Below are 25,607 nucleotides of genomic sequence, written 5' to 3' on the forward strand. Positions count from 1 at the left end.
GCGGCGGGCACCTACTTTTTTCCTTGATGAAAAAATCGAGGGCCCCTACCCCCAGTAAGCAAAAAAATCAAGACGCTCCAAATCGAGGGCCCCTACCCCCACTCGCTGAACGCTCTTGACAGGGGGACCCCTTCACCCCCAACAGTGGAGCGCCAAAATGTGCACTTGGCTAAGGTGATTTGCTTTGTTGCCCAGGTACAAGAATGTCTTGCTATACCTGCCTCTGGTATATTGTAATTAAGTCTATTCCTTTCGTAAGTACGTTCGCACTATAGAATTTTACCAAGTCATTAAGCATACAATCTATCATCCTTCTGGCCTATAAAGAACTGAAGGATCGCCCCGAATACCACTACCGCCACACAGCCAATCACATTGAACCACAGGAAGGCGATATCCGTGTAGAAGTGGCAGTATAGCACCACTGCTTCAGCCATGAGCGCTGCAATGAATACGGCGTGTCCTTTGATGTATTTCACGTAGAATGCCACCAGGAAAATACCCAGTATAGTACCGTAGAAGATCGATCCGATGATGTTGACGGCCTGAATCAGGTTATCGAGCAGGGAGGCGTAGGTGGCGAAGATGATTGCCAAAGTACCCCATGCGGCTGTAAACACGCGAGATGCCCGCAGGTAATGGAAATTATCTTTCTCCTTTTTGAGGGAGCGTTTGTAGATGTCCACCACTGTAGTGGAGGCCAGCGCATTGAGTTCAGATGCCGTAGAGGACATGGCGGCAGAGAAGATCACAGCCAGGAGCAGACCTACCAGTCCAGCTGGCAGGTATTTCATCACAAACGAAATGAATACATAGTCAGTATCTTTGGTCTCGGCCTCCGGAGTGGCTTTCGCGATAAGTGCTTTTGCATCATCCCGGACTACTTTAGAGGCGTCGGTTATACCTTGCACCCTGGTTTGGGCAGCGGCAATGGCATTTTCATCATCCGTTCGTAGTGCGGCTACCAAGCCGTGCACTGCTTCCTGCTTTTGATTAAAAAGTGTCGTGTGCTGCTCTTCGAGTGCCTGCATCTCCGGTCCAAAATCTGTGGCGTATACTTTGTCTTTGGCGGCTTCGTTGAAGAACAGCGGCGGCTGATTGAACTGGTAAAACACGAATACCATTACGCCGATGAAGAGAATAATAAACTGCATCGGGATTTTCAGCAGTCCATTGAACAACAGGCCCAAGCGGCTCTCCCCTACTGACTTTCCGCCCAGGTAACGGGCCACCTGGCTTTGGTCAGTTCCGAAGTAGGAAAGCGCCAGAAACAGACCTCCCGTCATGCCTGACCAGAAATTATACCGGTCGTTCCAGTCGAAGGAAAAATCCACCACGTTCATTTTGCCCATCTTACCAGCCACGGCTATCGCATCACCGAAGGACACGCTTTCAGGCAGGTACCGCACCACCATAAAACCAGCCACAAGCATACCACCCATCATCACGGCCATTTGCTGCTTCTGCGTCACGCTCACTGCCTTGGTTCCCCCCGATACGGTGTAGATGATCACCAGTATGCCGATCAGCAAGTTTGTCACCGTCAGGTTCCAGCCCAGAATAGTAGACAGAATAATAGCTGGGGCATAAATTGTGATGCCGGCAGCTAGTCCGCGTTGTATCAAAAAAAGCAAGGCAGCCAAGGAGCGTGTCTTCAGGTCAAAGCGGCTCTCCAGATACTCATAAGCCGTGTATACCTTAAGCCGGTAGAAAATAGGGATAACCGTGATCGAGATAATGACCATGGCAATCGGTAGACCAAAGTAGAACTGCACGAAGCGCATGCCATCTTCGTAAGCCTGTCCGGGTGTAGACAGGAAAGTGATGGCACTCGCCTGCGTTGCCATGATGGAAAGCCCAATGGTCCACCACTTCATGCTATTATCGCCCTTGAGGTAACCTTCTATGTCTTTGCTTCCACGCGTTTTCCAGACGCCGTAACTCACAATAAAGCCCAGCGTGCCGAGCAGTACAATCCAGTCGAGTAACCTCATGAATAGATGCGGGTGATGATGTAGAACAGGGTGATCAGAAAAGCGAGATTGCCCAACACCAGCCAGTACATGCTTTTCCAGGTCTTGAAAAAGGGTGGCTTGTCGAGCTCCTCAGTGGGTTTGCTATCCGTATTTTTCATGGTTTTATTTATCCGTATTTCGGAGCGCGTTTCAAGTAGCATGGCTTTTCAGGCACGTGACTTGTAATTAGCTGTGATCGTTGTCTCCGAATCCCGCTTTTCAAAATATCTGGCTTAGGGGGCTCACAGAGCATTTGGCTATGCTGGTTGCTTATTTTACTGCACTGTCAGCACTGCTTCCCTGGGCGCCCTGCCCGTTGCCAAGCGAGATCAGGTTGGTAAAGATGCGGTAAGCACCCGGCACACCGGCAGGTAACTGCCTGAACCAGGAGTAACCGGTATACACAAAGTGCCCCTTACCAAAACGCGCAATCAGAAGGCCGCCGTCGCGGGCTGGCTCGCCTGGGTCGTTGCTGGATAGGACGGCTTCAAACTCGCTGCCCCACTCACTCGGGAAGTAAAGACCACGCTCCTGCACCCAACCCTCAAAGTCCTTTTTGGTGATCTTGTTAGGAGCGTTGAGCACACGGTGACCCGGCTTCAGGAAGCGTACCTCCGCATCCTCCACCGTCACCCGCTGGCTCGATATCTTCAATGGATAAGGCGCAACTGTATTTGTTTTGAGGCTGTGTCCGGTGTTATACTGAACGATTACGGTACCGCCTTGCTGTACATAGTTGAGCAGACGTGGCTGGTAAAAATTCATACGCTCCACGGTATTGTAGGCCCGCACACCAAGGATAACCGCATCGAAGCGCTTTAAATTCTGATCTGTAATATCCTCGTCTTTAAGCAGGGTCACATTATAGCCAATCTGTTGCAGACTGGCAGGGATATCGTCGCCGGCACCCATCAGGTAAGCGATCTGCTCGCCGTTACGCTTCAGGTCGAGTCGTACCGCTTTGGTTACGGCTTCGGGGAAGGTTGTCTGTGTAGGAATATGGCTGTACTGGATTACATTGAGTCCACGGGTATAGGCTTTGCCACCTACTGTTGCCACTGCTTTCAGTTCTACTTCCTGCTGTCCTTTGGGCGGATGCACCATAAAGCGTACCAACTGCTCTGCTCCGTTTTGCTCCAAATCAAAAGGCACCTGCGCTGGTTCCGCTTTCCAGCCTTTAGGCAATTGCAGGGCCAGGCTGCCCTTTATACCTGCCTTGCCCGACTTCACCAGCACATGCACCGGTTTTGGCTCCTGCGAGGCGAACATCAGCACTTTCTCGGAGATGTTCACAAACACGGGTGGTGTAATGGCAAGCGGTCTGTACTGTTCTCCATCCACCGGATCATTGCGCTTGTACACTACCGGCACGGTATAGCGGAAAGGCTCTCCACTGATCAGCAAGTCAAGCTGTACCTCAGCGGCTGGCTGGTTTTCCGGCGCCCCAATTTGCTGGAGATCATCTACCCGGAAAAGACCCAGCGTTCCTTCCTCCCGTAGCCAGTAAGGCTGCGAAAGTTGTGCCGATGCCGGAACCTGCATCCTGAAAGGAATCAGGTGTACTTCGTTCGGAGCGAGTTTCTTGTTGAGTACGCTGTCTTTGTCCGCAAAGGAAGGACGCATACCTACCAGTTGAACAGGTATAGCTGAGCGGTTGATGGCTTCTAATTGCAAGTTCAGGCGTTCGCCCGGCGTCACCGCATACTCCGTGGCCACTGCCTCTAGGTATAGACCCAGGCTATGCTTGATTACTTGCTCCAGCTCCTCTGTTTTGATGCGCTTCCAGTAGCTATCAGGCAGCTTGGCTAGCTCCTTTCGGGCGGCTATCAAGGTGTGCACTACGGCAGCGGGCTGCTCTGGCTTAAATTCGGTAACGGCCTGTTGCAATAGAGCCGCCACTTTCTCACTGCCCTTCACACGGCTCCAGGTTGTGTTTATCCCTTCAAACAAATCTTCTTTGGCACGCTCACCTTTTGTATGCTCCAGATACTCCATGGTGATACCCCGTGTGCCTGTAGCACCAAAGCCTTGGCTCTTGTGCATACTGCGGCTCAGGGCAGCGATCTCCGGGTAGGATTTGCCAAGCAAAGGATTATAACCGCCTACATCTATTTTCAAAAGCTGTGAACCGTAGTCTTCAAACTCCTTTTGGCTGCGGAAAGACCATACGCCGGTATTCCAGAGTACACGCTTGGCTTGCCATACCTGCACATGCTTGAGCTGCTCCGGGAATCGCTTCGGATCGGCAGCCGCTTCGAAAGCTTCATTTGCCAGCATAGCTGATGCAGTGTGGTGCCCGTGCGTTTCGGAAGGTTTTGGGGAGAAGCGTGTGATGATCACATCGGGCTTAAACTTGCGGATTGTCCATACCACATCGTGCAGTACTTTCTCTTTGTCCCAGGTGGCAAACGTCTCCTCCGGGTTTTTAGAATAGCCGAAGTCATTGGCGCGGGTGAAAAACTGCTTACCTCCGTCTGTGCGGCGAGCTTGCAGCAGTTCCTGCGTACGGATGATACCCAGCCCTTCCCGGATTTCAGGACCAATGAGATTTTGCCCGCCATCACCACGGGTCACGGACAGGTAGCCGGTGTTGTACAGCTTCTCATTAGAGAGATAGGCAATGAAGCGGGTGTTTTCGTCATCGGGATGCGCCGCCAGGTAAAGTGCCGTGCCCAGCACGTTCAGTTTTTTAATATCTTGCAGTAACTCAGCTGCGTGTGGTTTGGCAGGTGCCTGCGCCTGAACGGACCTAACGGCTAGCAGTCCTAATAAGGCGAATAAGAGCGAAAAACTTTTTCTCATAGTTTCGTTTAAAGGAGTGTTGAAAATAAGCAGTCAACACCGTGCTGTAAATCTAAAAAATTTGCTTCATCCGAGCCAGTTTTAGCGGCTTATACCTGACAGAAAGTATGCATAACCCGACATATAACAATGGGCACAATTATTTTGCACTTAAGTCAGCCATACATGGTATGGCTCAAAATCAGATGATATAGGGTTGTAATATGACGAGTCAGGACTTAGCCAAGAAGACTATAGGTTAAAGCAAATTTTAAAAAAAAATAATTAAATTTTTAGCTTTATATTTTGTGCTTACTATATTTGTAAAAAAGTGGAAGACACTTACCGCATCCTGCCTAAGGCTCATCAGTGTTACTGGATAGCCCCATCTATGAAACAATATATTTGAAGGCTACAAACATCTGACGCAAATGGCAGAAAACAGAATCGGGGACCAGGCGATTGAATTTCTTGGTACTTACTATGCCAAACATGAAAAAAAATCTGGCTTAGTCATAAACAAGCAGGTCCCAACCCAGCATGGCACCTTTGCCGATGCGCTATTTGCTTATCAGAAACACGACAACTGCTTCTTTGCCGTATCCCTCAACACCGCTGCTTCTAACAAATTGGCACGCCTGCTGAGCACTTATAAGAAAAAGGGCCTGGGCAGAGCCCGCTACTTCACTGCCGCCGCTATCTTTGGGACCTCAGCTTATCTTTGCTATCTATCCGGGAATTGGGTGGCACTGGCCTCCATCCCTGCTCTACTCGCTGTAGTTGGCTTCTATGTGCATTCCAGGTTTCGTAAGCGTTACATGGAGCAGCAGTTGAAAGCTGCTGTGGATCAGCTGAAGCAACAGCCTGCCGACCATCAGTGGTTAGGCTTACAGGTTAGCAGCCTGTGCTGGCGCGGCAATTCCATGGCGGACTATCTTTCCAAACTTTGCGAGCGCAAAGGGATCGGCCTACTCACAATTGGCAAACGCTCAAGACTTACTTTACGTCAGGAGCCACGCCTGGCAACTTGCCGCCGCACGGACTTTCTCTCTTATTACACACAAGGCGAGAACCTGCGCAGAGAGTTATCCGACCAATTTATGCGGGTAGCCTAAGGCACAAATAAAAATGCGCTGCGAGCTATTACTAATCATCTCCCTCCTGCGTACAAATGTCAAAAGCATGCCCTGCCTTATGTAAGGCTTGGGGCTTGAGACGACCCTATAACTATGAGAAGATACTTCAGCATACTACCCCTGGTAGCTTGTCTGCTGGCCGGGTGCCAGACACAGGATGGCTTCCAGATCCCCAGCACGCAGCCCGACATGCGGGGCAACATCACCAACATCAAAAAAACCAACTCCAAGAAGAAAGAAGGCGTGGCCGTTGTACTGGTCGAGTCTGTGGAAGGTGTGGAGACCAGCCATACCAAGGCGACACTCCGCATTGATGCCAAAACTTACATAGAGAATATGGAGGGAGCCACGCTTCGCCTGGAGCATTTGCGCGAAGGGCAGTTAGTAGAGGCTTGGTTTGATGAGGAGGTGATGGAATCATTTCCGGTGCAGGCCCATGCAGCGGCCATCAGGGTAAGTAACTAGCAGGACAGATGGAAAAGGACCAAGCGCGCTATACCTGGCACAAAGTGTTTGATAGCGCATCACAAGCCCGTGAACAGGTACCCCTGCGCAAACTTAAACAACTAGTATTGGATGGCAGGTCAATTTGCTTTGCGCATACCGCCACAGGCTTTTTCGCCCTTGACGACGGTTGCCCGCACCTGGGCTATTCCCTCAGCAGAGGCACTACCAATTACCTGGATGAAGTGATATGCCCCTGGCACAGCTACAGATACAGCATGCGAGATGGGCGGGAGTGTGAATTCCGCACACGCAAGGCGGTTATGCACCCGGTAGAGCTACGAGAAGAAGGGGTGTTTATTGGAGTTGAGCAGAAGGAAGGTACTTCCTGAAAAAGGACTTTTCACCCTCATGTGAGTGTTGTCCACTCAAAATTATGGTAGACCCCGCAGTTGAGGGGTACAAATTGCTTACATTACAAGGCTCAAACAACTGATTTTACTTTATGGCTGCCAAAATCACTCGTCCTGAAACCTCACTGCCTGCACCAATCGAACTTCGCCACATGATGGGCGATGTATACGTGACCATTCAGCGTAAGAAAGACTACATAGAGGCCAAGTGGCAAGGTCATATCACGGCAGATGATGTTGTATGCGCCGCGCAAGCCTATCTCGAACTCTTAAGAAAAGACCATTGTCCGAAGTTTTTGAACGACAAGACAGAGGTAACCGGTGACTGGCAGGAAGCCAATGATTGGCTCCAGTTTGAGTGGCTGCCACATACGCTGGAAGCAGGATTGCGCTACATGGCGCATGTTTACTCCTTTAACATGTTCAGCAAGATCGCTGCCCGAGAACTTGAAGAGCGGGTAAGCTCTCAACTCTCCATGAAAAACTTTTATGAGCGACACCTTGCCGAGGAGTGGCTCCTGGAGCAGGATGATAAAGCAGCTGCCGACCAGCGGGCTGCCATGGCTTAACGAACATTGGCAGCTACCGCATGAGGGGCAACAGGTGTGATCACTACAGTATCAAGCAGCACGGTCATCACGGGCTCTTCTACCTCCATTTCAACATGGCTGGCAACAGCTGCTTCTACTACTTGATTGTTTTTGGTATCTGGTTGCAGTGCAAGACCGAAGCATGATACAGTGGCGGCGATTAAGAATAATACTTTCATGGCTTTAATATTTAGTGGTTATCAATTATTTACTGTAACAAAGTTATTCTATAGTACTTTGTTATGCAAGGTACTGTTGCTTCATTTACTACTATTTTATACCAAGGGCCTTTAAATATCCGTGAAGTGCCTGAAAAATCGGATGAACGACCACATTATTTTTGAGCAAAAAAGAGCAATTATTACCAGGTATAGTTATATATAATTACTCCGTTTCGCCATTCCTGCATATAATGCCCTCCATTTGCCTTATCACAAAAAATTAGGTTTAATTTTGTCTTTCAGCTGATGCCAGAAGACGGACCGAAGGCTGATAATGCAAGTTCAAGACAGCTGCTATGCAGGATATAGAAGAAGTAGAAAGAATACAGAAAGAAGAAAAAGAGAGCGGATTTAAACGGGAGATCACCCTTTTTGACGCTATCATGATCGTGACCGGCGGTATGATCGGCTCGGGCATCTTCATAGTGACCGCCGATATCTCAAGGGCGGTGGTAAGTCCGGGCAATATGCTCTTGGTGTGGGCACTCTCGGGTTTCCTGACAATGGTGGGTGCCATCAGTTATGGCGAACTGTCCTCTATGTTCCCAAAAGTGGGAGGCCAGTACGTGTACCTGAAAGAAGCCTACAATAAAATGGTGGCCTTCCTCTACGGCTGGACGCTCTTCCTTGTGATTCAAACAGGAGTGATTGCAGCTGTGGCCGTGGCGTTTGCCCGATTTACCGGGGTGCTTATACCTTGGTTCAGCGAAGACAATGTGCTGTTCTCTTTGGGGGGCTTTAACTTCACGTCAGTCCAGCTACTGGCTATTGTAAGTATCCTATACCTGACGTATATCAACTCTCGCGGGGTGAAGAGCGGCAAACTGATTCAGAATATCTTTGGCAGCACCAAGCTGATCGCCCTGTTCGGCCTGATACTTTTCGGGCTGCTTTTCGGGATCAACGATACGGCGGTGCAGGCCAACTTTTCTGACTTCTGGGGTTCTGCCGCAGCGGCCACAGGTACCAGCGAAGCACCACCTGTAGGTATGGCACTGATTACCGCTATTGGCATAGCCATGGTAGGCGCGCTCTTCTCAGCTGACTCCTGGAACAACATCGGATTTTCGGGTGATGAGATTGTGAATCCGAAGCGCACCATCGTGCTGAGCATGGTAATAGGCAGTGCCATTGTGATGGGCCTCTACCTGATCATCAACCTGGTATACCTGCTCGTGCTGCCACTCAACGGCGACCCGAATGCCACCGACGTGATGGCGCAGGGCATCAAGTATGCTTCCAACGACCGCGTAGCGACGGCAGTAGCAGAAGTGATCGGTGGTTATCCGGCCACCATCGGTATAGCCATCCTGATCATGATCTCCACCTTTGGCTGTAACAATGGTGCTATACTCTCAGGAGCTCGTGTATATTATGCCATTGCAAAAGACGGGTTGTTCTTTAAGAAGATGGGGCATCTGAATAAAAACGGCGTTCCAGCTGCGGCACTCTGGTTACAGTGCGGCTGGGCCTCTCTTCTTTGCCTTTCCGGTACGTATAACGACCTGCTTGACTATGTGATCTTTGCGGTGATGCTCTTTTACATCCTTACTATCATTGGCGTGTTTGTGCTCCGCGTGCGTCGTCCGGATCTGAAGCGTCCTTACAAAGCATTCGGCTACCCGATCCTGCCAGCTCTCTATGTGATTCTGTCTTCTGGCATCTGCGTGATCCTGCTTATTTATAAGCCCGTTTATACTTGGCCAGGCCTGATCATCGTGGCACTGGGAATCCCGGTTTATTATTTCTTCGGAAGCAAGTTTAAGAAGGAGTCGGGATTGTAGTATAGTCTTATCAAACTACTGAAAAGCAGTCTGTCAGGTGATGGCAGGCTGCTTTTTTGTTTTGCCTAAAAATTTTTCTGCTGGCGCAAAATCAATTCAACAATTTTATATTTTAGTACAAGCAATCACACTTTATACTTCCGGCCCATGCGTTTCAATGCAAAGCGTATAGCAATAGCAGCTATACTGGTACTCCTCGTCACATTAGCGCTGATGATCAGAGCGGATATACCTGCAGATGAGCTGAAAGCCAGGTATACGACACCCTCCTCCCATTTCGTGAAAATAGCCGGTGCCGACCTGCACTACCGAGACGAAGGGCAAGGTATACCGATCATTCTGCTGCATGGCACGGCGGCATCGCTCAACACATGGGACGGCTGGTCTGCTGAGCTCAGCAAGCAGTACCGGGTGCTACGGCTCGACCTGCCTGGTTTCGGCCTCACTGGCCCCAATGCTTCCGGCTCCTACTCGATCGACTATTACCGCGACCTGGTCCTGTACTTCATGGACAGCCTGGATATTAAGCAGGCGCATATAGGGGGCAGCTCCCTGGGTGGTCAGATCGCCTACGACTTTGCTGCCACACATCCAGAGCGGGTTCGGAAGCTGATCCTGGTCTCCCCTACCGGCGTTACCAATGCCAACGACAAACGCATCACGCTGCCTTTCCGAATGGCCCAGACTCCTCTGCTCAAGCATTCGCTGAAGTTTGTCACACCCCGGTTTATTGTGGAAAAAAGCCTCCAGGAAGTGTACGGCGATGATAGTAAGCTAAAACCAGAGACGATCAGCCTGAGCCATGACCTGCTGCTCCGAGCGGGTAATCGGAACGCTTTCGTGGATCGCCTGAATACAGTAGACACTGACAACCTGCACAAGCTGGCGAAGGTGCAGGCGCCTACCCTCATCCTTTGGGGTGAAGCCGACGCCTGGGTGCCTGTTACAGATGCAAGCCGGTTTCAGCAAGGTATAAGAGGAGCACAACTGAAACTATATGCGGGTGCCGGGCACATCCCGATGGAAGAGCAGGCACAGGAAACCGTACGAGATGTACTGTCATTTCTGAGCCAGGAGGTCGCCCTGCTCGATTAGTAGAAAAGCCGTAGCTTTGCTGCCGTACACGGCCAATAGCCGTAGAAACACAGCTATATGAGCACCGTTTATTTTATCAGCGGCCTTGGGGCAGACGAGCGCATGTTTCAGTTCCTGCACCTCAAATGCGCGAACAAGGTATACGTACGCTGGATCCAACCTCAGGAAGACGAGCCGCTGCACGACTACGCAGTGCGACTGGCAGAGCAGATCACCGAACCCAACCCCGTGCTGATAGGCATGTCCTTTGGCGGTGTAGTGGCGATAGAGCTGGCCAAATTTCTGGACCCGCGCAAAACCATCCTGATCTCCAGCATTGCCAGCAGCAAAATCCTGCCCTGGTATTACCGCCTGATGGGCTTCCTGCGGATGCATCGCCTTATACCCGTCTCTTTGCTCAAGCGCTTTCACTTTGTTGGTCCGCTGCTGTTCGGGGCCAGCACCCAAGCAGAAAAAGCACTCCTCAAGCAGGTGATCCTCGAAACGGACCCGCACTTCCTGCGCTGGGCCATCGGGCAGTTGCTTAACTGGCAACAACCCGATCACTATGAAAACGCGGTGATGATTCACGGAACCGCTGACCGCATACTGCCGATGAGTACCTACCCGGGCATCATCAAAGTAAAAAGAGCCGGTCACCTGATGGTTTTGAGCCATGCTTCCGAGATAAGTGCTATCTTGGATAAGATTTTAGAAGATTGCGAAACATGACAACAGATAAAAAGAAATTCATCATTAAGACGCCGGACGGTCAAACGGCCGACCTTACCAATGCCACGACCCTCAGAAGCAATAACCTTTACCCTTTCGGTCAGCATAACTACTCTATTTATGAAAGTCCGGAAGGCGTATTTGTGCGCGGCTATAACAGTGGCGAGCGGGAGATCATGCTCACCGGTTTTGAGATAATCGACGAGGCGACAGCACGCAATTATAAGCATACCTACACCCGCGAAGACGAGTAGCCATGGAGTTGAGTTTCTGGGAAAAAGAATCGTATTTCAGTCACGTGGATGTGCTCATCGTGGGCAGCGGCATTGTGGGTCTGAACGCGGCGCTATACCTGAAAGCACAGCAGCCTACCTTGAAAGTATTGGTTGTGGAGCGCGGCCTGCTGCCTACTGGAGCCAGTACCCGCAATGCCGGTTTTGCCTGTTTCGGCAGCCCCTCTGAGCTACTGGACGACCTGAGCCACCACAGCGAGGAGGAGGTATTTGCATTGGTGGAGCGCCGCTGGAGAGGGTTGCAGCGCCTGCGTCGCAACCTTGGCGACCAGGCCATTGATTTTCACCGATGGGGCGGCTACGAATTGTTTGAGCAGAGCCAGCAACCACTCTATGAAGCCTGTCTCGAACGATTGCCATACCTGAACAAGCAGCTTCAGCAGGTGATCGGCGAACAGGATGTATACCGACTGGCAGACCAAAAGATCGGTGCGTTTGGCTTCAGGCAAGTAGCGCACCTGATCGAGAGCACTGCTGAAGGACAGATCGACACGGGCAAGATGATACTGGCGCTCACGCAGAAAGTACAGTCCCTGGGTGTGATCGTGCTGAACGGACTGGAGATTGAAAGTCTGCAGGAAGAGAGCACAGGTATAACCGCCCTCACAAAACAAGGCATCGCTATACCTGCCCGTGCAGCCCTGGTCGCAACGAACGGCTTTGCCCGCCAGTTACTGCCACAATTACAGGTAGTACCCGCCCGGGCGCAAGTCCTTATCACCAAGCCTATACCTGATCTGCAGTTCAAAGGCACCTTCCATTATGATCGCGGTTACTATTATTTCCGCAACATCGGCAACAGGGTGCTGTTCGGCGGCGGCCGCAACCTCGACTTCAAAACTGAGGAAACAACCGAAATGGGACTAACCGAACTGGTACAAAATAAACTGGACGACCTATTGCGCGAAGTTATCCTGCCTGGCACACCCTACGAAGTGGAGCAGCGTTGGAGTGGTATCATGGGGGTAGGTCCTGGTAAGACTACCGTCGTGCAGTCAGTATCGGAGCATGTATGTTGTGCAGTGCGCATGGGCGGCATGGGGGTAGCGATTGGATCGTTGGTAGGTGAAGATGGGGCCGAATTGGTGCTGGAGAAATTGTAACAGGTATAATCACTCCTTTTCATGATGCTAAGAGAACCTTTTACAAAGCCTTATAGCATGAAGTCATCAAGGTAGACGCATTTAACACTGAGCCTGAGTAGGCAAAAACAAAAAAGGTAAACCAGTCGTGGTTTACCTTTTTCAATTGCTATTGTCAGTACGCGTTACATTCGCATCCATTGAGTCGAGGGGTTAGGGGTAGGTATAATCAGGTTTCTGGCGGCGTCTTTCTCCGCTCTATAAAATTCCTGATACTCTTCTTCGCTCATCTCTTCGCGAAGGGCAATGTGGAATCTGGCCAGTTCGGGGTATAGTTGGTTGCGTTCCTGGCGCTCCTGCGGACTGTCTCTGTTAAAATCGTAGAAGGATTTTACAAAATTTTTCATAATTAAATATTTGATTTAAAGTGAGTTGGAAAACTATCTTACTCCCAAGCCTCTTTTTAAGTTGTCTATATTTAGAAGCAGTTTTCCACAATTTGCCCTCAGCGCCAGCAAACCCACAAATGCTAGACTAACAAAAAAGCCCTGCCAAATAGCAGGGCTTTTTATTCAGAATATCAAATACTTATATAGTTGAATCTGCTAAAGTTAGGAATCAACAAGAGCAATTACACTACTGGCCAAGGTGCTTAAAGTAAAGGCCGGTGGCTACCAGCAGAAGCTTGGTAAGCTCTGGAATATCCGCGGCAATGGAAACTTGACCACTTGTGATTGTAAAGCTACCTTGCTCAAAGCGCATGAGGACATTACCAGCATCGTCCATCAATTCTCTGCTACTGTCCAGCGGCTTGCCATGGAGCGTGAACTGCTCTCCGGTGACCAAGGTTGTAGTAGTTTTTCCGAAGCCTGAGGTCTTGCTCATACCTATCACCTCTTCTTTGAAATGGATGGTGACGTCATGCTCAAGCCAGCCTTGCCGCTGAAAATAGAGATTAATCCGCTCTGAACTGAAATCAGCATCGTTACTTGTCCAGCCTCTGAAGGTCAGCTCGCCTACTGGTCCACTGTCCCCTATAAGGATAAATTTCCGGGAAGTCAGGTTTTCCTGTTTCCAGTGCAGTAACTCCATGTTTCTTATTTCAACCCGAGCACATCCACTCCCTGCTCAAACACGACGTCTACCGGTATGTTCTTCTGGCTCAGGCGGTCGAGGTCGGCTTGCAGCTCAGCACTGATCTGGCCTTGCTCGTTCAGCAGTTTGCCTACACCGGCATAGTCACCGTTGCCCTGCAGTGTCAGAATCAGCTCGGACAGCTTATCCATGGCCTCTCCCATTTTCACATAGTTCACACGGTATTGACCGGTTTGCGCATCACGTTCAAAAGCGCCGTTCTCTTTAAAGAAGTTGAAGCGTACCATATTGGCCTTACCGTGTGCACTGGCTGCGCCGAAACGCACCGAACGGAAGATGCCTGCCATGAATGTGGTATAGTAGTCTTCGAGGCTGCCACTTAATTCGCCTTTCTTGTGCAATTGTGTGATCATGTACAGTCCCAGAATGTCGGCTTTGCCTTCCTCCAGTGCCGAAGCATGTTCCTTCAGGGCTTCACGCACTGTACCTTTACCGTTAATGGTGTTCTTGATGCCGAGACCGTGCGCCACTTCGTGGAACATGGTGTTGGCGAAGAAGGCATCAAAGGTAACGTGCTGTTTCTGATCATCAGCAATCAGTTCATCTGCAATCGGGAGCATGATCTTGTCGAACTTAGCCTGCATCGCGTTTTTGAGTTGCAGACGGCGCGTACCTTTCTTGAGCTGCACCTCTTCATCGTTAGGCAGGTTGATAGCTATCGTCTTGCTGCCGGCGTTGCTGTCACCAGCGTAGTACACCACGTCGTATGCATTCAAATCGGAGTCGGTGCCGGGTGTTTCCTTCTTGTAGTTGGCGGCTACGGGTAGGCCACGCTGCAATTCCGGCAAGAAGGCCGCATACTTCTCGAGGCGCTTGCTCCAGTCCATGTCCTTGATGAGCACATAAGCCTCGTGCGCGGCTTTGTAGCCAAACAGCTTGTCCTCGTAGGTCTCGATTGGGCCGATCACCACATCGATGCGGTTGTTCTTCATGTCCATCCAGGCCAGGTCGCTTGGTTGGTAGTTATCGTTGAGCAGGGCATCGGCACGCAGGGTCAGGTATTTTTTCAGACCGGGCTCCTCGGCCAGGTTTGCCGCCTGACGCAACAAATCAGAAGCACGCTTCACCTGCTCTTTGAACTGCACGTGATAAGGCACCGTGATCAGGTTACCGCTAGCATCTCGACGCAGGAAGGTATACTGGCTGGCCTTATCCTTTAGGTTAGCCTTTTCAAATTCCTCCTTCGTCATATCATGCGGGTAAAAGTTAGCCGCATCTGGCTTCGGTCCCACACCGGGTATAAAAGGCTCATTGTTATTCAAGCGGTCCCAGGGGCCGTAATTGATCTTCACAAATTGCTTAGCGGCATCATCTGTCAGCGCATTCAGCAGAGAGTCCCTTTTACCATAAGCTTCGTACCAGAACAGCTCATCCATGATGTTACCGGCCTCAATCAGCAACGGAATCATTTGGCGCTCTTTCTCGCTCAGACTACTCATGTCGGCTGTCAGGCGCACAGTGGTGTACATGCCCAGCTTTTGCTGCAGGTCAGTAGCAGCAGCATCGGTCTGCACCGTTTCAGTTGTTTGCGCTTCGTTGGTGGTACTACCCGTGCAGGCGGCCGTCATGGCAGCCACGGCAGAGGCTAGTATTAGGTGGCGTGATTTCATGTCTTATAAGGTTATCTATTAAGGACGGAATATACAGGATTTGGGGGAAAAGAAAAAAACCGCGACCCTTTATCAGAGCAGCGGCTTATACCTATGCGAGTTGTAAGACTTGTCTTAAAACAAGCCGAACAACTCACTATTGATACGTTCAATAATACTTCCCAAATCCTCTGGATTAGCAACGAAGTCCATGTTGTTCACATCGATCACCAGCAGTTTACCCTGGTCGTAGGTACTCATCCAGTTATTGTAATGCTCGTTGAGGTTACGCAGGTAGTTGATGCTGATGTTGTTCTCGTAGTCGCGGTTGCGTTTCTCAATCTGCCCGATCAGTTTAGGCAGATCGGCCTTGAGGTAGATCATCAGGTCAGGCGCTTTCACCATGCTGATCATAGACTGAAAGAGCGCAAAATAGTTTTCGTAATCACGCGTGGTCATCAGCCCGGACTGATGCAGGTTTTTAGCGAAAATGAAAGCATCCTCGTAAATGGTGCGGTCCTGAATCACGTGACCGTCTTTAGACTGGATCTGCTGCACCTGGCCGAAGCGGCTGTTCAAAAAGAATACCTGCAGGTGAAAAGCCCAGCGCTCCATATCTTCATAAAAATCCTTTAGGTAAGGATTGTTCTCTACTGCCTCCAGGTATAGCTCCCACTTAAAATGCTGGGAAAGTTTTGTGGCCAGGGTGGTTTTGCCGGCGCCAATATTGCCGACGATCGCAATGTGCATGGTAATGGTATAAGTGGTGAAAAAACCGGCTGTAAAATTAAAACTTTTTTTCGTGGATGACGCCGCCAAATTCTGAAACTTACCCACGAGGTTATACACATCGCGCTTTACTACACGTAGGACCGATTAACACTCCAATTTTTCACATATCAAGGTATATGTCATTCCCAAAGCTATACCTGCAAGATGGCTCTGCTTCAACTCCACCAGCCCTGCTTCGTAAACTTAAGGGTGAAATCAAACTTAAGAAAGCTATGACAAAAGGACACAATCAAGACAAAAACAAGTCTGAACAAAAGCCGGAAGCGAAGCACAAAGGCGGACAGGAAGGCAACCGCAGCCTAAGCGATCAGCAACAGGACAAGGGTCCAAACCAAGGCAGAAACGACAAAAAAGACCAGTCTGGCGGCACCAAAGGCCAGAATGCTATTTAGAAACGTATTAATCAAGAACAGCGAGGGCGTGCAGTTGATACTGCACGCCCTCGCTGTCTTAAGGGGGCTGGCTTGATCAGGCCAGGTATAGCTACCGCTGCTCCCGCATCTGGTTATACCTGTCTTTGGCGTCACGGCTCTTGCGCAGGGTGTTGAACTCCACCTGGAGGGCTGCCACCTTCAGCTTATCGCTGTTGGTCATCTGCTCAAGAACTTGCTGCTTGCGGTCGCTCAATAGCAGGTATACATGCTCGGCGTAGTCCCAGTCTCGCAGGGTCCAGTCGGTGCGCTGCGCCCGCACGTTTTCCATGAACCTGATAAAAGTGCCGCGCAACTGATTGGCCTTCAGCTGTCCGATCTTGTTGGTGCCGGCCAGGCGTCGCTCCCAGGTAGCGGCCGTCTCGCGGCTCAGTGGCTGTCCGTAACGCTCCTCCTTCTCGGCTTCCCATTCATTATAGCGGTCTTTCAGCTCGCCGTACTCCTGCTTCGAAGCTTCGCTCATCTGGCCGCGCTGCCTTTCCAGGCTTTGGGTCCGTGACCTGAATTCTTGCTTAATAACCGGCCATTCAGCCCTTGTTACGCTATCGCCCTGATTCACTCTTTTGTTCATCCAGGCACGAAAATCTTCCAGATCCTGCTCCAGTTTCGATTTGGTCTGCGCCTGTGCGCTTAGCGAACTCAAAGTAACTACAAGCATCCAAACAGCTATAAGTATCTTCTTCATAGGTTGGTTTTATTAGGTTACTGCATACTCTTTTAACACCACTCTTCTATTAAATATTATGCCAGAATATCGTATTCAAGCTATATTTTTAATTCTTTGCTATACCTGCACCAGTTATAACACCCCACTTGCTATCTTTTTACAGTGGCTTACGTTTAAAGCAAGGACAGGCATTTCGCCTGCACTGTACCTGGGATTGTGCCACACACGTTCTTCCCCCATTCAAACCGAAAAACTTATATGCGTAAAACGAGGGACAACTTCCACGAAACCGTTGTTTCTATACCTAACCGGGACGAAATAATTCTGAGTACCGAGCGGTTTCCGTTCAAGGCTACGCTCAGTCTGTCGCCGCTTGTGTCTTACTGGGAGAACAAGATCGAGACCGACCCGAACTGCAACGTGGCTCGTGTAAACGAGCTGGCCGGTCTGCTGCGCAAAAATCCTGAACTGCTGGAGCCGATCGAGGATGTGTCTATTATTGAAAAGTACATCGACACGGTTGATATCCTGATGGAGGATATCTTCCCGAGCGCCCTTTGGGAGAACGACTTGCGGGCTACGGTGCTTCCGTTTCACTTTGACAGCTTCTACGCCACTCCACGACTGGAGGAGCTAAACCTTCTGGGGGGCGGTAATTATACCGAAAAGCTCAACCTCGACCTCAAAACCCTGCTTTTCCGTCAGACGCTTTCGGCCTATACCTTAATTTTGGAGAAGTTCTACAACGCGAACTTTGTGGTGGACGAGCCTTTTATTTTCAGTATCAAGGACAAGTTTACTAAACTGGACCGGCACTATAAGCTGAGTGTCGACCTGAAGTTCATGAAAGTGAAAGCCAAGGGAGAGATCAAGAAGCTGAGTGCGCAGGAAATCAACTTTCTGATAAACCGCTACAATGACCTGGATCTCTGGATGCAGAAACTTCCGCCCGACAACTTCGAGTTCAGCGGCTTTGCCATCTATGACTTCACGGATGTTACCAACGAAGAAACCATCTCATCGCTGCGCTTCGACCTGCTCGACCAGGACTCTGTGATTTCGCAGGAGGGCTTTGAGAGTTTGCAGCAAAAACTGCGCGTGCTCTTTGGCTTACCGGGATTGCAGTTAGGACTGGCTTCCTTCCCTGCCCTGCAGGAATTTGACACCAATTATGCCCGCAAAACCTGGAACGGCCTGGTGCTCACCAAAAGCTCGCCTATCAAACTCGAAGACCTCACCGACTCGATTTACGCCCCCGTACTTGCCAAAGGCAACACCATTGTGGTGGATGATCTGGAGCAACTGGAGGAGCCGGGCAGACTGGAAAGGGAGCTCATCAAAACAGGGGTACGCAACCTGATCATCGCACCGCTGCACTATGAAGGCAAAACGATCGGGATGCTGGAGCTGGCCTCTCCTATACCTGGTGAACTGAATGCGCTCTCTACTATTAAGCTAAAGGAGATTCTGCCACTATTTGCATTGGCGCTGAACCGGATGCTGGAGGAGTTGCGCAGCAGTATTCAGAACATCATCAAGGAGAAGTATACCGCTATCCACCCGATAGTGGAGTGGCGCTTCACACAGGCAGCCATTAACCTGCTGGATAAAATGGAGCGCAACGTACCAGCCGAGATCGAACCGATCGTGTTCCGAGATATTTACCCGCTTTATGGCGTGTCGGACATTCGCAGTTCAGCGTCTGAGCGCAACAAGGCCATACAGGGCGACCTGCTCGACCAACTGGTGCTGGCCAAGGAAGTGATACTTGCCGCTAAAGATATGCTGCCGCTCTCAATCCTGGATGAGTTGGTGTACAAGATCGACAAGTACTCTCAAAACCTGGTGCATGAACTGAGCTCCGGCGACGAAGCCATCGTGCTGGAATTTCTGCGCACGGAGATAGAGCCGCTGTTCAATCACTTTTCCCACAAGTACCCTTCCACCCAGGCGGCTATTGATGCCTATCGTAAGGCGACCAACAATCCGAACGGTGTGGTGTACAATAAGCGACGTGCATACGAGGAGAGCCTATACCTGATTAACGACACCATTTCAGGTTTTCTGGACCGGGAGGAGGAAAAAGCACAGCAGATCTTCCCGCATTACTTTGAGAAATATAAAACAGATGGGCTGGAGTATAACATCTACATTGGTGCTTCGCTGTTGAGCGGAGGCAACTTTGAGGAGCTATACCTGAAAAACATGCGCCTGTGGCAGTTAATGCTTACCTGTGAGATTGCCCGCCGCATACACAAACTGCGTGCTAACCTGAAATTGCCACTCGAGATTACACAGTTGATTCTCGTGCACAGCAATCCGATCTGTATCCGCTTCCGACTCGACGAGAAGAAGTTTGATGTTGAGGGTGCTGACAACATTCGTTACGAGATCATCAAAAAACGCATAGACAAGGCCACCCTCCGCGGCACGGACGAGCGACTGACCCAACCTGGCAAAGTAGCCATTGTGTACACGCAGCAACGGGAAGCACAGGAGTACCGCCGCTACATTGATTTCCTGCAGGCGGAAGGCTACATAGAACCTGAAATAGAGGATCTGGAGATAGAGGAACTGCAAGGGGTACAGGGACTAAGAGCACTACGCATCTCGATCAATTTCCAGGAGCAGCTGCGCCATGACATAGATGCCGGAGACGAGCTGTTACAGATCGCACAGACTGCTGCTTTGAACTAAAATTGCACTTTTATATAAATCACAACTTTTTTACTCAATACACACAACGATCAAATATCTAAATATCAACCATTTACAATCAAGTTAAATTTGTAACATTCTGCCAATCACAGGTACATCTGTGATTTTCTTTACATCTGTGCAATTATTTTGAAGGAAAGGGCGTTTTACCTGAGACTGCCGGGGAAGCGCCCTGTGCTGTTTATTTATTTTCACTTTTCAACTTTTAGCCAAATGAAATTGAAAAACCGTTTTTTACCCGCCATGCTTGTATTTGGCGTGGTAGCTCTATCATCTTGCGAAAAGAACGACAACGAGTCTGCTCAGCCTTCTTTTGATCAGGGTACCCTGTCACATGTCATGCTAGACTCTGCGGAGGTTACATCTTTCAAAGTAGTGAGCAAGCAGCTTACACAGGTAAACCACTACAATCAGGAAACTGGTGAGGTAGAGAGCTTCGATAAGTATGAGCGTGACAACAAGGGCCGCCTGATCAAGAGCACAACTTTCGCTGGCAAAAGCCAAACTGTACTCACAGAGCAGCACTATACCTACAGCGATAAAGGTGAATTGAGCAAATCAGTTGCGACTTACTTTATGGGTGGCAAGCCGGAGTACCAAAACTACACAACCTACTCGTATGATGCTGCCAACAAGCTGAGCAAGAAGTCTGTTTATGAAGGCACTGAGGACAAAGGCAAACTAAAGTCTTTCACGACGTACAACGTGATGCCAAACGGTAACTATGCTCAGGAGAAGCAGTTTGTAGTTGATGGTTCAGGAGCTGCTAAGCTGTACTCTACTACAACCAACTCTTTCGACGCTAACCTGAACCCACTGCATGCTTTTGCAGAGCCAGGCACAGCCAGCAGCCCAAACAACCTGGTGCGTTCTTCTATGGAAGTGCACAACAGCAAGAAAACATTCACGCGTTCTTACTCTTACAAGTATGACGACAGTGGCATGCCGATCAGCCAGACAGTAACGCTGCCAAACGGCAAGTCCCAAACATTCAACTACGTGTACAGTAACTAACACTGGCACTTCTCAGAGACACAGCCCCCGGACTTCGAAGTCCGGGGGCTGTGTCGTTTATAGCCCATTTCCAGAACATAGCTGCTGGCAAATGTGCTGTCAAAAGACTATATTTGTTATCGTACTTAACACAAGACAATGGCGAAGACTAAAATAACAGTGAACAACAATGGCTCTCTGAGAATAGAGGGAGAATTTGAGATCGTGGACAAGAACGGTAATGTGTACGGACTGGGCGGCCGGGAGCTCGTTTCGATCTGCCGTTGCGGTCTGTCGAAGAACAAACCCTTCTGTGACGGTTCCCATAAAGGGCACTTCGAGCACGACGCAGAGGCCTTTGACCTGCCGCCTAAAAAACAGTAAACAGCCTGACCTAACATAACCTGTATACCATGGCGGAGCGTCTGATCACTGTTGCCACCTTCAGCCAACCAACTGAAGCCCATATTCTGAAAGGCCGTCTTGAAGCGGAGGGAATTCTCTGCTTTCTGGGGGACGAGCAGATAATTGCGGCACAGCCGTTTTACTCACTGGCTGTGGGCGGCGTGAAGTTGCAGGTAACAGAAGGCGATGTAGAAGAAGCTTTGGAACTATTGGGCCGCATCGAACGCGGCACGAGCGAGTACATCCTCGACGAGAACATAGAGCTGGAAGTTCCACCTCAGGTATACCAGGATACGGAGGCTTGTCCGCTCTGTGATTCAAAGAGCATTTCAGCGCGGGGGTTTTTCGGTGGCACACTTGGCATCACACTACCCTTTGTAAGCCGACGGTATGGCTGCCATGATTGCGGCTATACCTGGAAAGAAAACTAAAAAGCGCCCCAAGGGGCGCTTTTTTTATACTTGCTATACCTGTATCTTACTTCAGACTGTTTACCAACTGCACGTACTGTGCGCGGGCATCCTCTGGGCTGGTGCCTTCCAGATTCTTCCAGGCATCCCACTTTGCGATGTTCTTGAAATCAAAGCCGCCCGGTCGTTCATTATTCACATCTCCTTCCGTTGCCTGCTTGTACAAGCTGTAGAGTTGCAGTAAGATGTTATTGGACGGACGCTCGGTTAGCTCTTTAGATTGGGCCACTGCCTGCTCAAATTCTTCCTGTGTTGCCATAGTGTGTCAGATTTTTGTTTTAAGTAATGCCAAGGTATAAAAATATACGCTGCATGCATAACTTTTATTTATGTTTATCTTCTCGGGATTTTCCTTATTTTTATACCGACTTAACAGATACTCACTATGAAAAAAACACAAAACAGTGCGACTGCTCCGGCACTATTGCTCTCTGCCTGCTTACTGGCGGGTACCAGTTGCAGTTCAAGCCAACCTAGCACTTCAACAGAGACTGCCACAACCGAGCAGACTGCTGAAACGGCAGTACAGGCCAATCAGCCACAGCCACCTAGCCCTGCCAAGAAACCGAAAGAACTCACAGCACACGGCCATACCCGCATCGACAATTACTACTGGATGAATGAGCGCGAGAACCCGGAAGTGATCGCCTACCTGAACGCCGAGAACGAATACACCAAACAGGTGATGTCTGATACGGAAGCGCTACAGGAAAAGCTCTTTAACGAGATAGTAGGCCGTATCAAGCAAACCGACGAGTCAGTGCCGTTCAAGAAAAACGGCTACTTCTACTATACCCGTTTTGAAGCCGGCAAAGAGTATCCGATTTACGCCCGCAAAAAGGGCAGTCTGGATGCGAAGGAAGAGGTGATGATCAATGCTAACGAGCGTGCCGAAGGCAAGAGCTACTATTCTGCCGCTGGCATGAACGTGAGCCCGGACAACCGTTTGCTTGCCTTCGGGGAAGACACCGTGAGCCGCCGTCAGTATACCATTCGCTTCAAAAACCTGCAGACCGGCGAAATATTACCGGACCGTATACCTAACACCACGGGCGGAGCTGTGTGGGCCAACGATAACAAGACGGTGTTCTATACCATGAAAGATCCGGCGCTGCGCTCTTTTAAGATCTTCCGGCATACCCTGGGCACTCCTACCTCACAGGACAAGGAGGTATACCACGAAGCCGACGAGACGTTCAACACCTTTGTATACAAGACCAAATCAGATAAGTATATCATCATCGGCTCCAGCAGCACGCTCTCGCAGGAGTACCGATTCGTGGATGCCGCAAACCCAACAGCCGGTTTCAAGATCATACAACCGCGTGAGCGTGGATTGGAGTATGGTGTAGACCACTTCGGCGACAGCTTCTACATTCGCACCAACAAAGACGGCGCGACCAACTTTAAGTTGATGAAGACGCCAATTGGCAAAACCACTAAGGAGAACTGGAAAGAAGTGATTCCGCATCGTGCTGACACTTTCCTGGAAGGCACAGAGATCTTTAAAGATTACCTGGTGCTGGAGGAGCGCAAAAACGGGCTTACCCAACTCCGCATTAAGAAATGGAATGATCCTAAAACCGATTACTATGTAGACTTCGGTGAAGAGGCCTATACCGCTGGCATCAGCATCAACCCGGATTTCGACAGCAAGGTACTGCGCTACGGTTACAGCTCCCTCACAACGCCAAGCTCCACGTTTGACTATAACATGGAGACAAAGCAAAGAACTCTGCTAAAAGAACAGGAAGTGGTAGGTGACTTCGACAAAAACAACTACGAAGCCAAGCGCATCTATGCCACCGCCAAAGACGGCACCAAAATTCCGGTTTCGCTGGTGTATCGCAAAGGGCTGCAACTCGACGGCAACAACCCAACACTGCAGTACGCTTACGGTTCCTATGGCATCAGCATGAACCCAGGCTTTAGCTCTGTGCGTCTCAGCCTGCTCGACCGTGGTTTTGTGTATGCGATCGCGCACATTCGTGGGGGTCAGGAGATGGGCCGTCAGTGGTATGAGGATGGTAAACTGATGAAGAAGAAAAATACCTTCACCGACTTTATTGACGTGTCAGAATTCCTGATCAAGCAAGGCTATACCAACCCGGACAAGCTGTTTGCACAAGGTGGCAGTGCCGGTGGCCTGCTAATGGGTGCTGTTGCCAACATGCGCCCTGATTTGTACAAAGGCATGCATGCGGCTGTTCCGTTTGTAGATGTGATCACCACCATGCTCGACACTAGCATTCCACTTACCACTGGTGAGTTTGACGAATGGGGTAATCCGGCCAACAAAGATGCCTACGATTACATGCTTTCTTACTCGCCTTATGATAACGTAGAGGCAAAAGACTATCCGAACATGCTTGTCACAACTGGTCTGCACGACTCACAGGTACAGTACTTTGAGCCGGCCAAGTGGGTGGCCAAGCTGCGGGAGATGAAGACCGACGACAACCTGCTCCTCTTCCAGACTAACATGGAAGCAGGTCACGGCGGCGCTTCAGGCCGCTTCCAGCCATACCGTGAAACAGCCTTGCAGTACGCCTTCTTCTTGAAACTGGCCGGGATCGAAGAATAATTAAGAGTTAAGAAATAAAATCAGAAAGCCCGCTGCAACTAGTATTGCAGCGGGCTTTTAATTTATAACTGTCATTTCGAAATTAAGTGAGGAATCTGAACTATTGATAAGGTATTGATACAATCCAGATCTCTCCTATCGTCGAGATGACAAAAATGATTCATATCACATCACAGCATCAGCTTAACTCACCTTCACCACAATCTTGCCGAACTGCTTGCCGGCTTCCATGTAGCGCATGGCTTGCTCCGTTTCTTCAAGTGGAAACACGATATCTACTACAGGCTTCACCTTTTTCTCTTCCACGAAGGCGATCATTTCAGCGAAGTCCTGGTTGGTGCCCATGGTGCTGCCGTGAATCGCCAGTTGCTTCCAGAATATCTCAGCCGGGTTGATCTGCCCGATCATACCTGTCGTGCCGCCGTAAATGCCAATGCGCCCACCTGGTTTCGCCAGCTTCACAAGCTGTACAAAACCTTCGCCTGCGGCGCCGTCAATGCTCACATCGAACCCGCCTACTTCGGCTTTCAACTCCTTGCCCCAGTTTTCTTTCTTGTAATTAATGCCGCCGGTTGCACCCAGCTGTTTGGCCTTTTCGATCTTCTCATCCGAGCCGGATGTTACCCATACCTCCGCTCCCGCAGCTACTGCAAACTGCACCGCAAAGAGGGCTACGCCTCCGCCGGCACCAGTAATCATCACCCGCTCTCCAGCTTTCAGATTGCACTTGGTAAACATGGCACGGTAAGCCGTAACCCCAGCCAGTGGCAGCGCAGCTGCTTCCTCAAAGCTCAGGTGAGCAGGTTTGAGGTGCAGATTCGATGCCAACACTTTGACATACTCCGCAAAGGCACCGTCTTGTGGCATACCCAGCACTTTATAGTCCTTGCTATGTGCATGCGGATTATCCCCCCAGTCAGTGGATGGGTCAATTACCACTTCCTGTCCAACCCAGCTTTCGTCCACTCCCTCTCCTACTTCAGTTACAACACCGGCTCCATCAGAACCCAGTATGGCTGGGTAGTCTTTGGTAAAGTAGCGACCGTACTGTATCCAAACATCGCGGTGGTTCAGAGCAGCGACTTTCACTTGCACAATGGCTTCACCGGGTCCGGCTGTAGGCTTCTCTTTCTCGATCATCACAAAAGGACTGTTGATCGCTTCAAGGTAGATGGCTCTCATAGTATATCGTTTAAGGTATGCACACAAAGATATAATTTCTGCCTTTAGCCGAAAAC

Annotated in this window: 26 protein-coding genes; 15 read left to right on the plus strand and 11 right to left on the minus strand. The window is 50.0% G+C overall.

Annotated elements, in window-relative coordinates; genetic code table 11:
• Positions 1-290: 290 nt before the first annotated feature.
• From AC5FX6_RS10260 to AC5FX6_RS10270, 3 genes are all read right to left on the minus strand, one after another.
• Positions 291-1,994, minus strand: a complete 1,704-nt coding sequence (locus AC5FX6_RS10260) for a sodium:solute symporter family protein (RefSeq protein WP_493596960.1) — start codon at positions 1,992-1,994, stop codon at positions 291-293.
• Positions 1,991-2,134, minus strand: coding sequence for a hypothetical protein (locus AC5FX6_RS10265; protein WP_493596961.1), 144 nt, complete (start codon positions 2,132-2,134; stop codon positions 1,991-1,993). The genes AC5FX6_RS10260 and AC5FX6_RS10265 overlap by 4 nt, the downstream gene beginning before the upstream one ends.
• 151 nt (positions 2,135-2,285) lie before the next feature.
• Positions 2,286-4,817 (minus strand): PIG-L family deacetylase, encoded by a 2,532-nt coding sequence (locus AC5FX6_RS10270; RefSeq protein ID WP_493596962.1) that lies wholly within the window; start codon positions 4,815-4,817, stop codon positions 2,286-2,288.
• 410 nt (positions 4,818-5,227) lie between these two features.
• On the opposite strand from AC5FX6_RS10270, the gene AC5FX6_RS10275 reads away from it, so the two are divergent.
• From AC5FX6_RS10275 to AC5FX6_RS10290, 4 genes are all read left to right on the plus strand, one after another.
• Positions 5,228-5,911, plus strand: coding sequence for a hypothetical protein (locus tag AC5FX6_RS10275; protein ID WP_493596963.1), 684 nt, complete (start codon positions 5,228-5,230; stop codon positions 5,909-5,911).
• A gap of 114 nt (positions 5,912-6,025) precedes the next feature.
• Entirely contained in the window at positions 6,026-6,397 is a 372-nt protein-coding gene (locus AC5FX6_RS10280) for a DUF3221 domain-containing protein (RefSeq protein WP_493596964.1), read from the plus strand.
• An 8-nt stretch (positions 6,398-6,405) separates the two neighbouring features.
• The gene (locus AC5FX6_RS10285) at positions 6,406-6,768 is read left to right on the plus strand and encodes a Rieske (2Fe-2S) protein (protein ID WP_493596965.1); all 363 of its coding nucleotides are present in this window, start codon (positions 6,406-6,408) and stop codon (positions 6,766-6,768) included.
• A gap of 113 nt (positions 6,769-6,881) precedes the next feature.
• Positions 6,882-7,358: a hypothetical protein gene (locus AC5FX6_RS10290; RefSeq protein WP_493596966.1), complete on the plus strand. Its 477-nt coding sequence runs from the start codon at positions 6,882-6,884 to the stop codon at positions 7,356-7,358.
• Here AC5FX6_RS10290 and AC5FX6_RS10295 read toward each other — a convergent pair.
• Complete coding sequence (locus tag AC5FX6_RS10295) at positions 7,355-7,558, minus strand: hypothetical protein (protein WP_493596967.1); 204 nt, start codon at positions 7,556-7,558, stop codon at positions 7,355-7,357. The genes AC5FX6_RS10290 and AC5FX6_RS10295 overlap by 4 nt on opposite strands.
• Before the next feature lie 338 nt (positions 7,559-7,896).
• On the opposite strand from AC5FX6_RS10295, the gene AC5FX6_RS10300 reads away from it, so the two are divergent.
• The 5 genes from AC5FX6_RS10300 to AC5FX6_RS10320 all read left to right on the plus strand — a co-directional run bounded on the left by AC5FX6_RS10300 (position 7,897) and on the right by AC5FX6_RS10320 (position 12,586).
• On the plus strand, positions 7,897-9,384 hold the full coding sequence (locus tag AC5FX6_RS10300; protein ID WP_493596968.1) for an APC family permease: 1,488 nt from the start codon (positions 7,897-7,899) through the stop codon (positions 9,382-9,384).
• A gap of 147 nt (positions 9,385-9,531) precedes the next feature.
• Positions 9,532-10,479, plus strand: a complete 948-nt coding sequence (locus AC5FX6_RS10305) for an alpha/beta fold hydrolase (protein ID WP_493596969.1) — start codon at positions 9,532-9,534, stop codon at positions 10,477-10,479.
• Positions 10,480-10,536: 57 nt separating this feature from the next.
• Positions 10,537-11,190, plus strand: coding sequence for an alpha/beta hydrolase (locus tag AC5FX6_RS10310; protein WP_493596970.1), 654 nt, complete (start codon positions 10,537-10,539; stop codon positions 11,188-11,190).
• Positions 11,187-11,444 (plus strand): hypothetical protein, encoded by a 258-nt coding sequence (locus tag AC5FX6_RS10315; RefSeq protein WP_493596971.1) that lies wholly within the window; start codon positions 11,187-11,189, stop codon positions 11,442-11,444. The genes AC5FX6_RS10310 and AC5FX6_RS10315 overlap by 4 nt, the downstream gene beginning before the upstream one ends.
• Positions 11,445-11,446: 2 nt before the next feature.
• Positions 11,447-12,586, plus strand: coding sequence for an NAD(P)/FAD-dependent oxidoreductase (locus AC5FX6_RS10320; protein WP_493596972.1), 1,140 nt, complete (start codon positions 11,447-11,449; stop codon positions 12,584-12,586).
• A 164-nt stretch (positions 12,587-12,750) separates the two neighbouring features.
• On the opposite strand, the gene AC5FX6_RS10325 is transcribed toward AC5FX6_RS10320, so the two are convergent.
• The 4 genes from AC5FX6_RS10325 to AC5FX6_RS10340 form a co-directional block, all read right to left on the minus strand.
• The gene (locus tag AC5FX6_RS10325; RefSeq protein WP_493596973.1) at positions 12,751-12,972 is read right to left on the minus strand and encodes a hypothetical protein; all 222 of its coding nucleotides are present in this window, start codon (positions 12,970-12,972) and stop codon (positions 12,751-12,753) included.
• 229 nt (positions 12,973-13,201) lie between these two features.
• The gene (locus AC5FX6_RS10330; protein WP_493596974.1) at positions 13,202-13,657 is read right to left on the minus strand and encodes a hypothetical protein; all 456 of its coding nucleotides are present in this window, start codon (positions 13,655-13,657) and stop codon (positions 13,202-13,204) included.
• Positions 13,658-13,662: 5 nt separating this feature from the next.
• Positions 13,663-15,330, minus strand: a complete 1,668-nt coding sequence (locus AC5FX6_RS10335; RefSeq protein WP_493596975.1) for a DUF8614 domain-containing protein — start codon at positions 15,328-15,330, stop codon at positions 13,663-13,665.
• Between the two features lie 114 nt (positions 15,331-15,444).
• On the minus strand, positions 15,445-16,059 hold the full coding sequence (locus tag AC5FX6_RS10340; protein WP_299987013.1) for a deoxynucleoside kinase: 615 nt from the start codon (positions 16,057-16,059) through the stop codon (positions 15,445-15,447).
• A 158-nt stretch (positions 16,060-16,217) separates the two neighbouring features.
• On the opposite strand from AC5FX6_RS10340, the gene AC5FX6_RS10345 reads away from it, so the two are divergent.
• Positions 16,218-16,493 (plus strand): hypothetical protein, encoded by a 276-nt coding sequence (locus tag AC5FX6_RS10345; RefSeq protein WP_493596976.1) that lies wholly within the window; start codon positions 16,218-16,220, stop codon positions 16,491-16,493.
• 91 nt (positions 16,494-16,584) lie between these two features.
• Here the strand turns inward: AC5FX6_RS10345 and AC5FX6_RS10350 are convergent, their stop codons facing one another.
• Positions 16,585-17,217, minus strand: coding sequence for a hypothetical protein (locus tag AC5FX6_RS10350; protein WP_493596977.1), 633 nt, complete (start codon positions 17,215-17,217; stop codon positions 16,585-16,587).
• 240 nt (positions 17,218-17,457) lie between these two features.
• On the opposite strand from AC5FX6_RS10350, the gene AC5FX6_RS10355 reads away from it, so the two are divergent.
• The 4 genes from AC5FX6_RS10355 to AC5FX6_RS10370 all read left to right on the plus strand — a co-directional run bounded on the left by AC5FX6_RS10355 (position 17,458) and on the right by AC5FX6_RS10370 (position 21,746).
• On the plus strand, positions 17,458-19,896 hold the full coding sequence (locus AC5FX6_RS10355) for a GAF domain-containing protein (protein WP_493596978.1): 2,439 nt from the start codon (positions 17,458-17,460) through the stop codon (positions 19,894-19,896).
• Between the two features lie 234 nt (positions 19,897-20,130).
• The gene (locus tag AC5FX6_RS10360) at positions 20,131-20,931 is read left to right on the plus strand and encodes a hypothetical protein (protein ID WP_493596979.1); all 801 of its coding nucleotides are present in this window, start codon (positions 20,131-20,133) and stop codon (positions 20,929-20,931) included.
• Between the two features lie 138 nt (positions 20,932-21,069).
• A complete protein-coding gene (locus AC5FX6_RS10365) occupies positions 21,070-21,294 on the plus strand; it encodes a CDGSH iron-sulfur domain-containing protein (RefSeq protein ID WP_493596980.1) in 225 nt (74 codons plus the stop codon).
• A gap of 29 nt (positions 21,295-21,323) precedes the next feature.
• Positions 21,324-21,746, plus strand: coding sequence for a putative signal transducing protein (locus AC5FX6_RS10370; protein ID WP_493596981.1), 423 nt, complete (start codon positions 21,324-21,326; stop codon positions 21,744-21,746).
• 46 nt (positions 21,747-21,792) lie between these two features.
• Here AC5FX6_RS10370 and AC5FX6_RS10375 read toward each other — a convergent pair whose 3' ends face one another.
• Complete coding sequence (locus tag AC5FX6_RS10375; protein ID WP_493596982.1) at positions 21,793-22,044, minus strand: acyl-CoA-binding protein; 252 nt, start codon at positions 22,042-22,044, stop codon at positions 21,793-21,795.
• A 126-nt stretch (positions 22,045-22,170) separates the two neighbouring features.
• On the opposite strand from AC5FX6_RS10375, the gene AC5FX6_RS10380 reads away from it, so the two are divergent.
• Complete coding sequence (locus tag AC5FX6_RS10380) at positions 22,171-24,369, plus strand: S9 family peptidase (RefSeq protein ID WP_493596983.1); 2,199 nt, start codon at positions 22,171-22,173, stop codon at positions 24,367-24,369.
• A 183-nt stretch (positions 24,370-24,552) separates the two neighbouring features.
• On the opposite strand, the gene AC5FX6_RS10385 is transcribed toward AC5FX6_RS10380, so the two are convergent.
• The gene (locus tag AC5FX6_RS10385; RefSeq protein WP_493596984.1) at positions 24,553-25,551 is read right to left on the minus strand and encodes a zinc-binding dehydrogenase; all 999 of its coding nucleotides are present in this window, start codon (positions 25,549-25,551) and stop codon (positions 24,553-24,555) included.
• Between the last annotated feature and the right edge of the window lie 56 nt (positions 25,552-25,607).

The organism is Pontibacter sp. LHS2, from assembly GCF_058932845.1.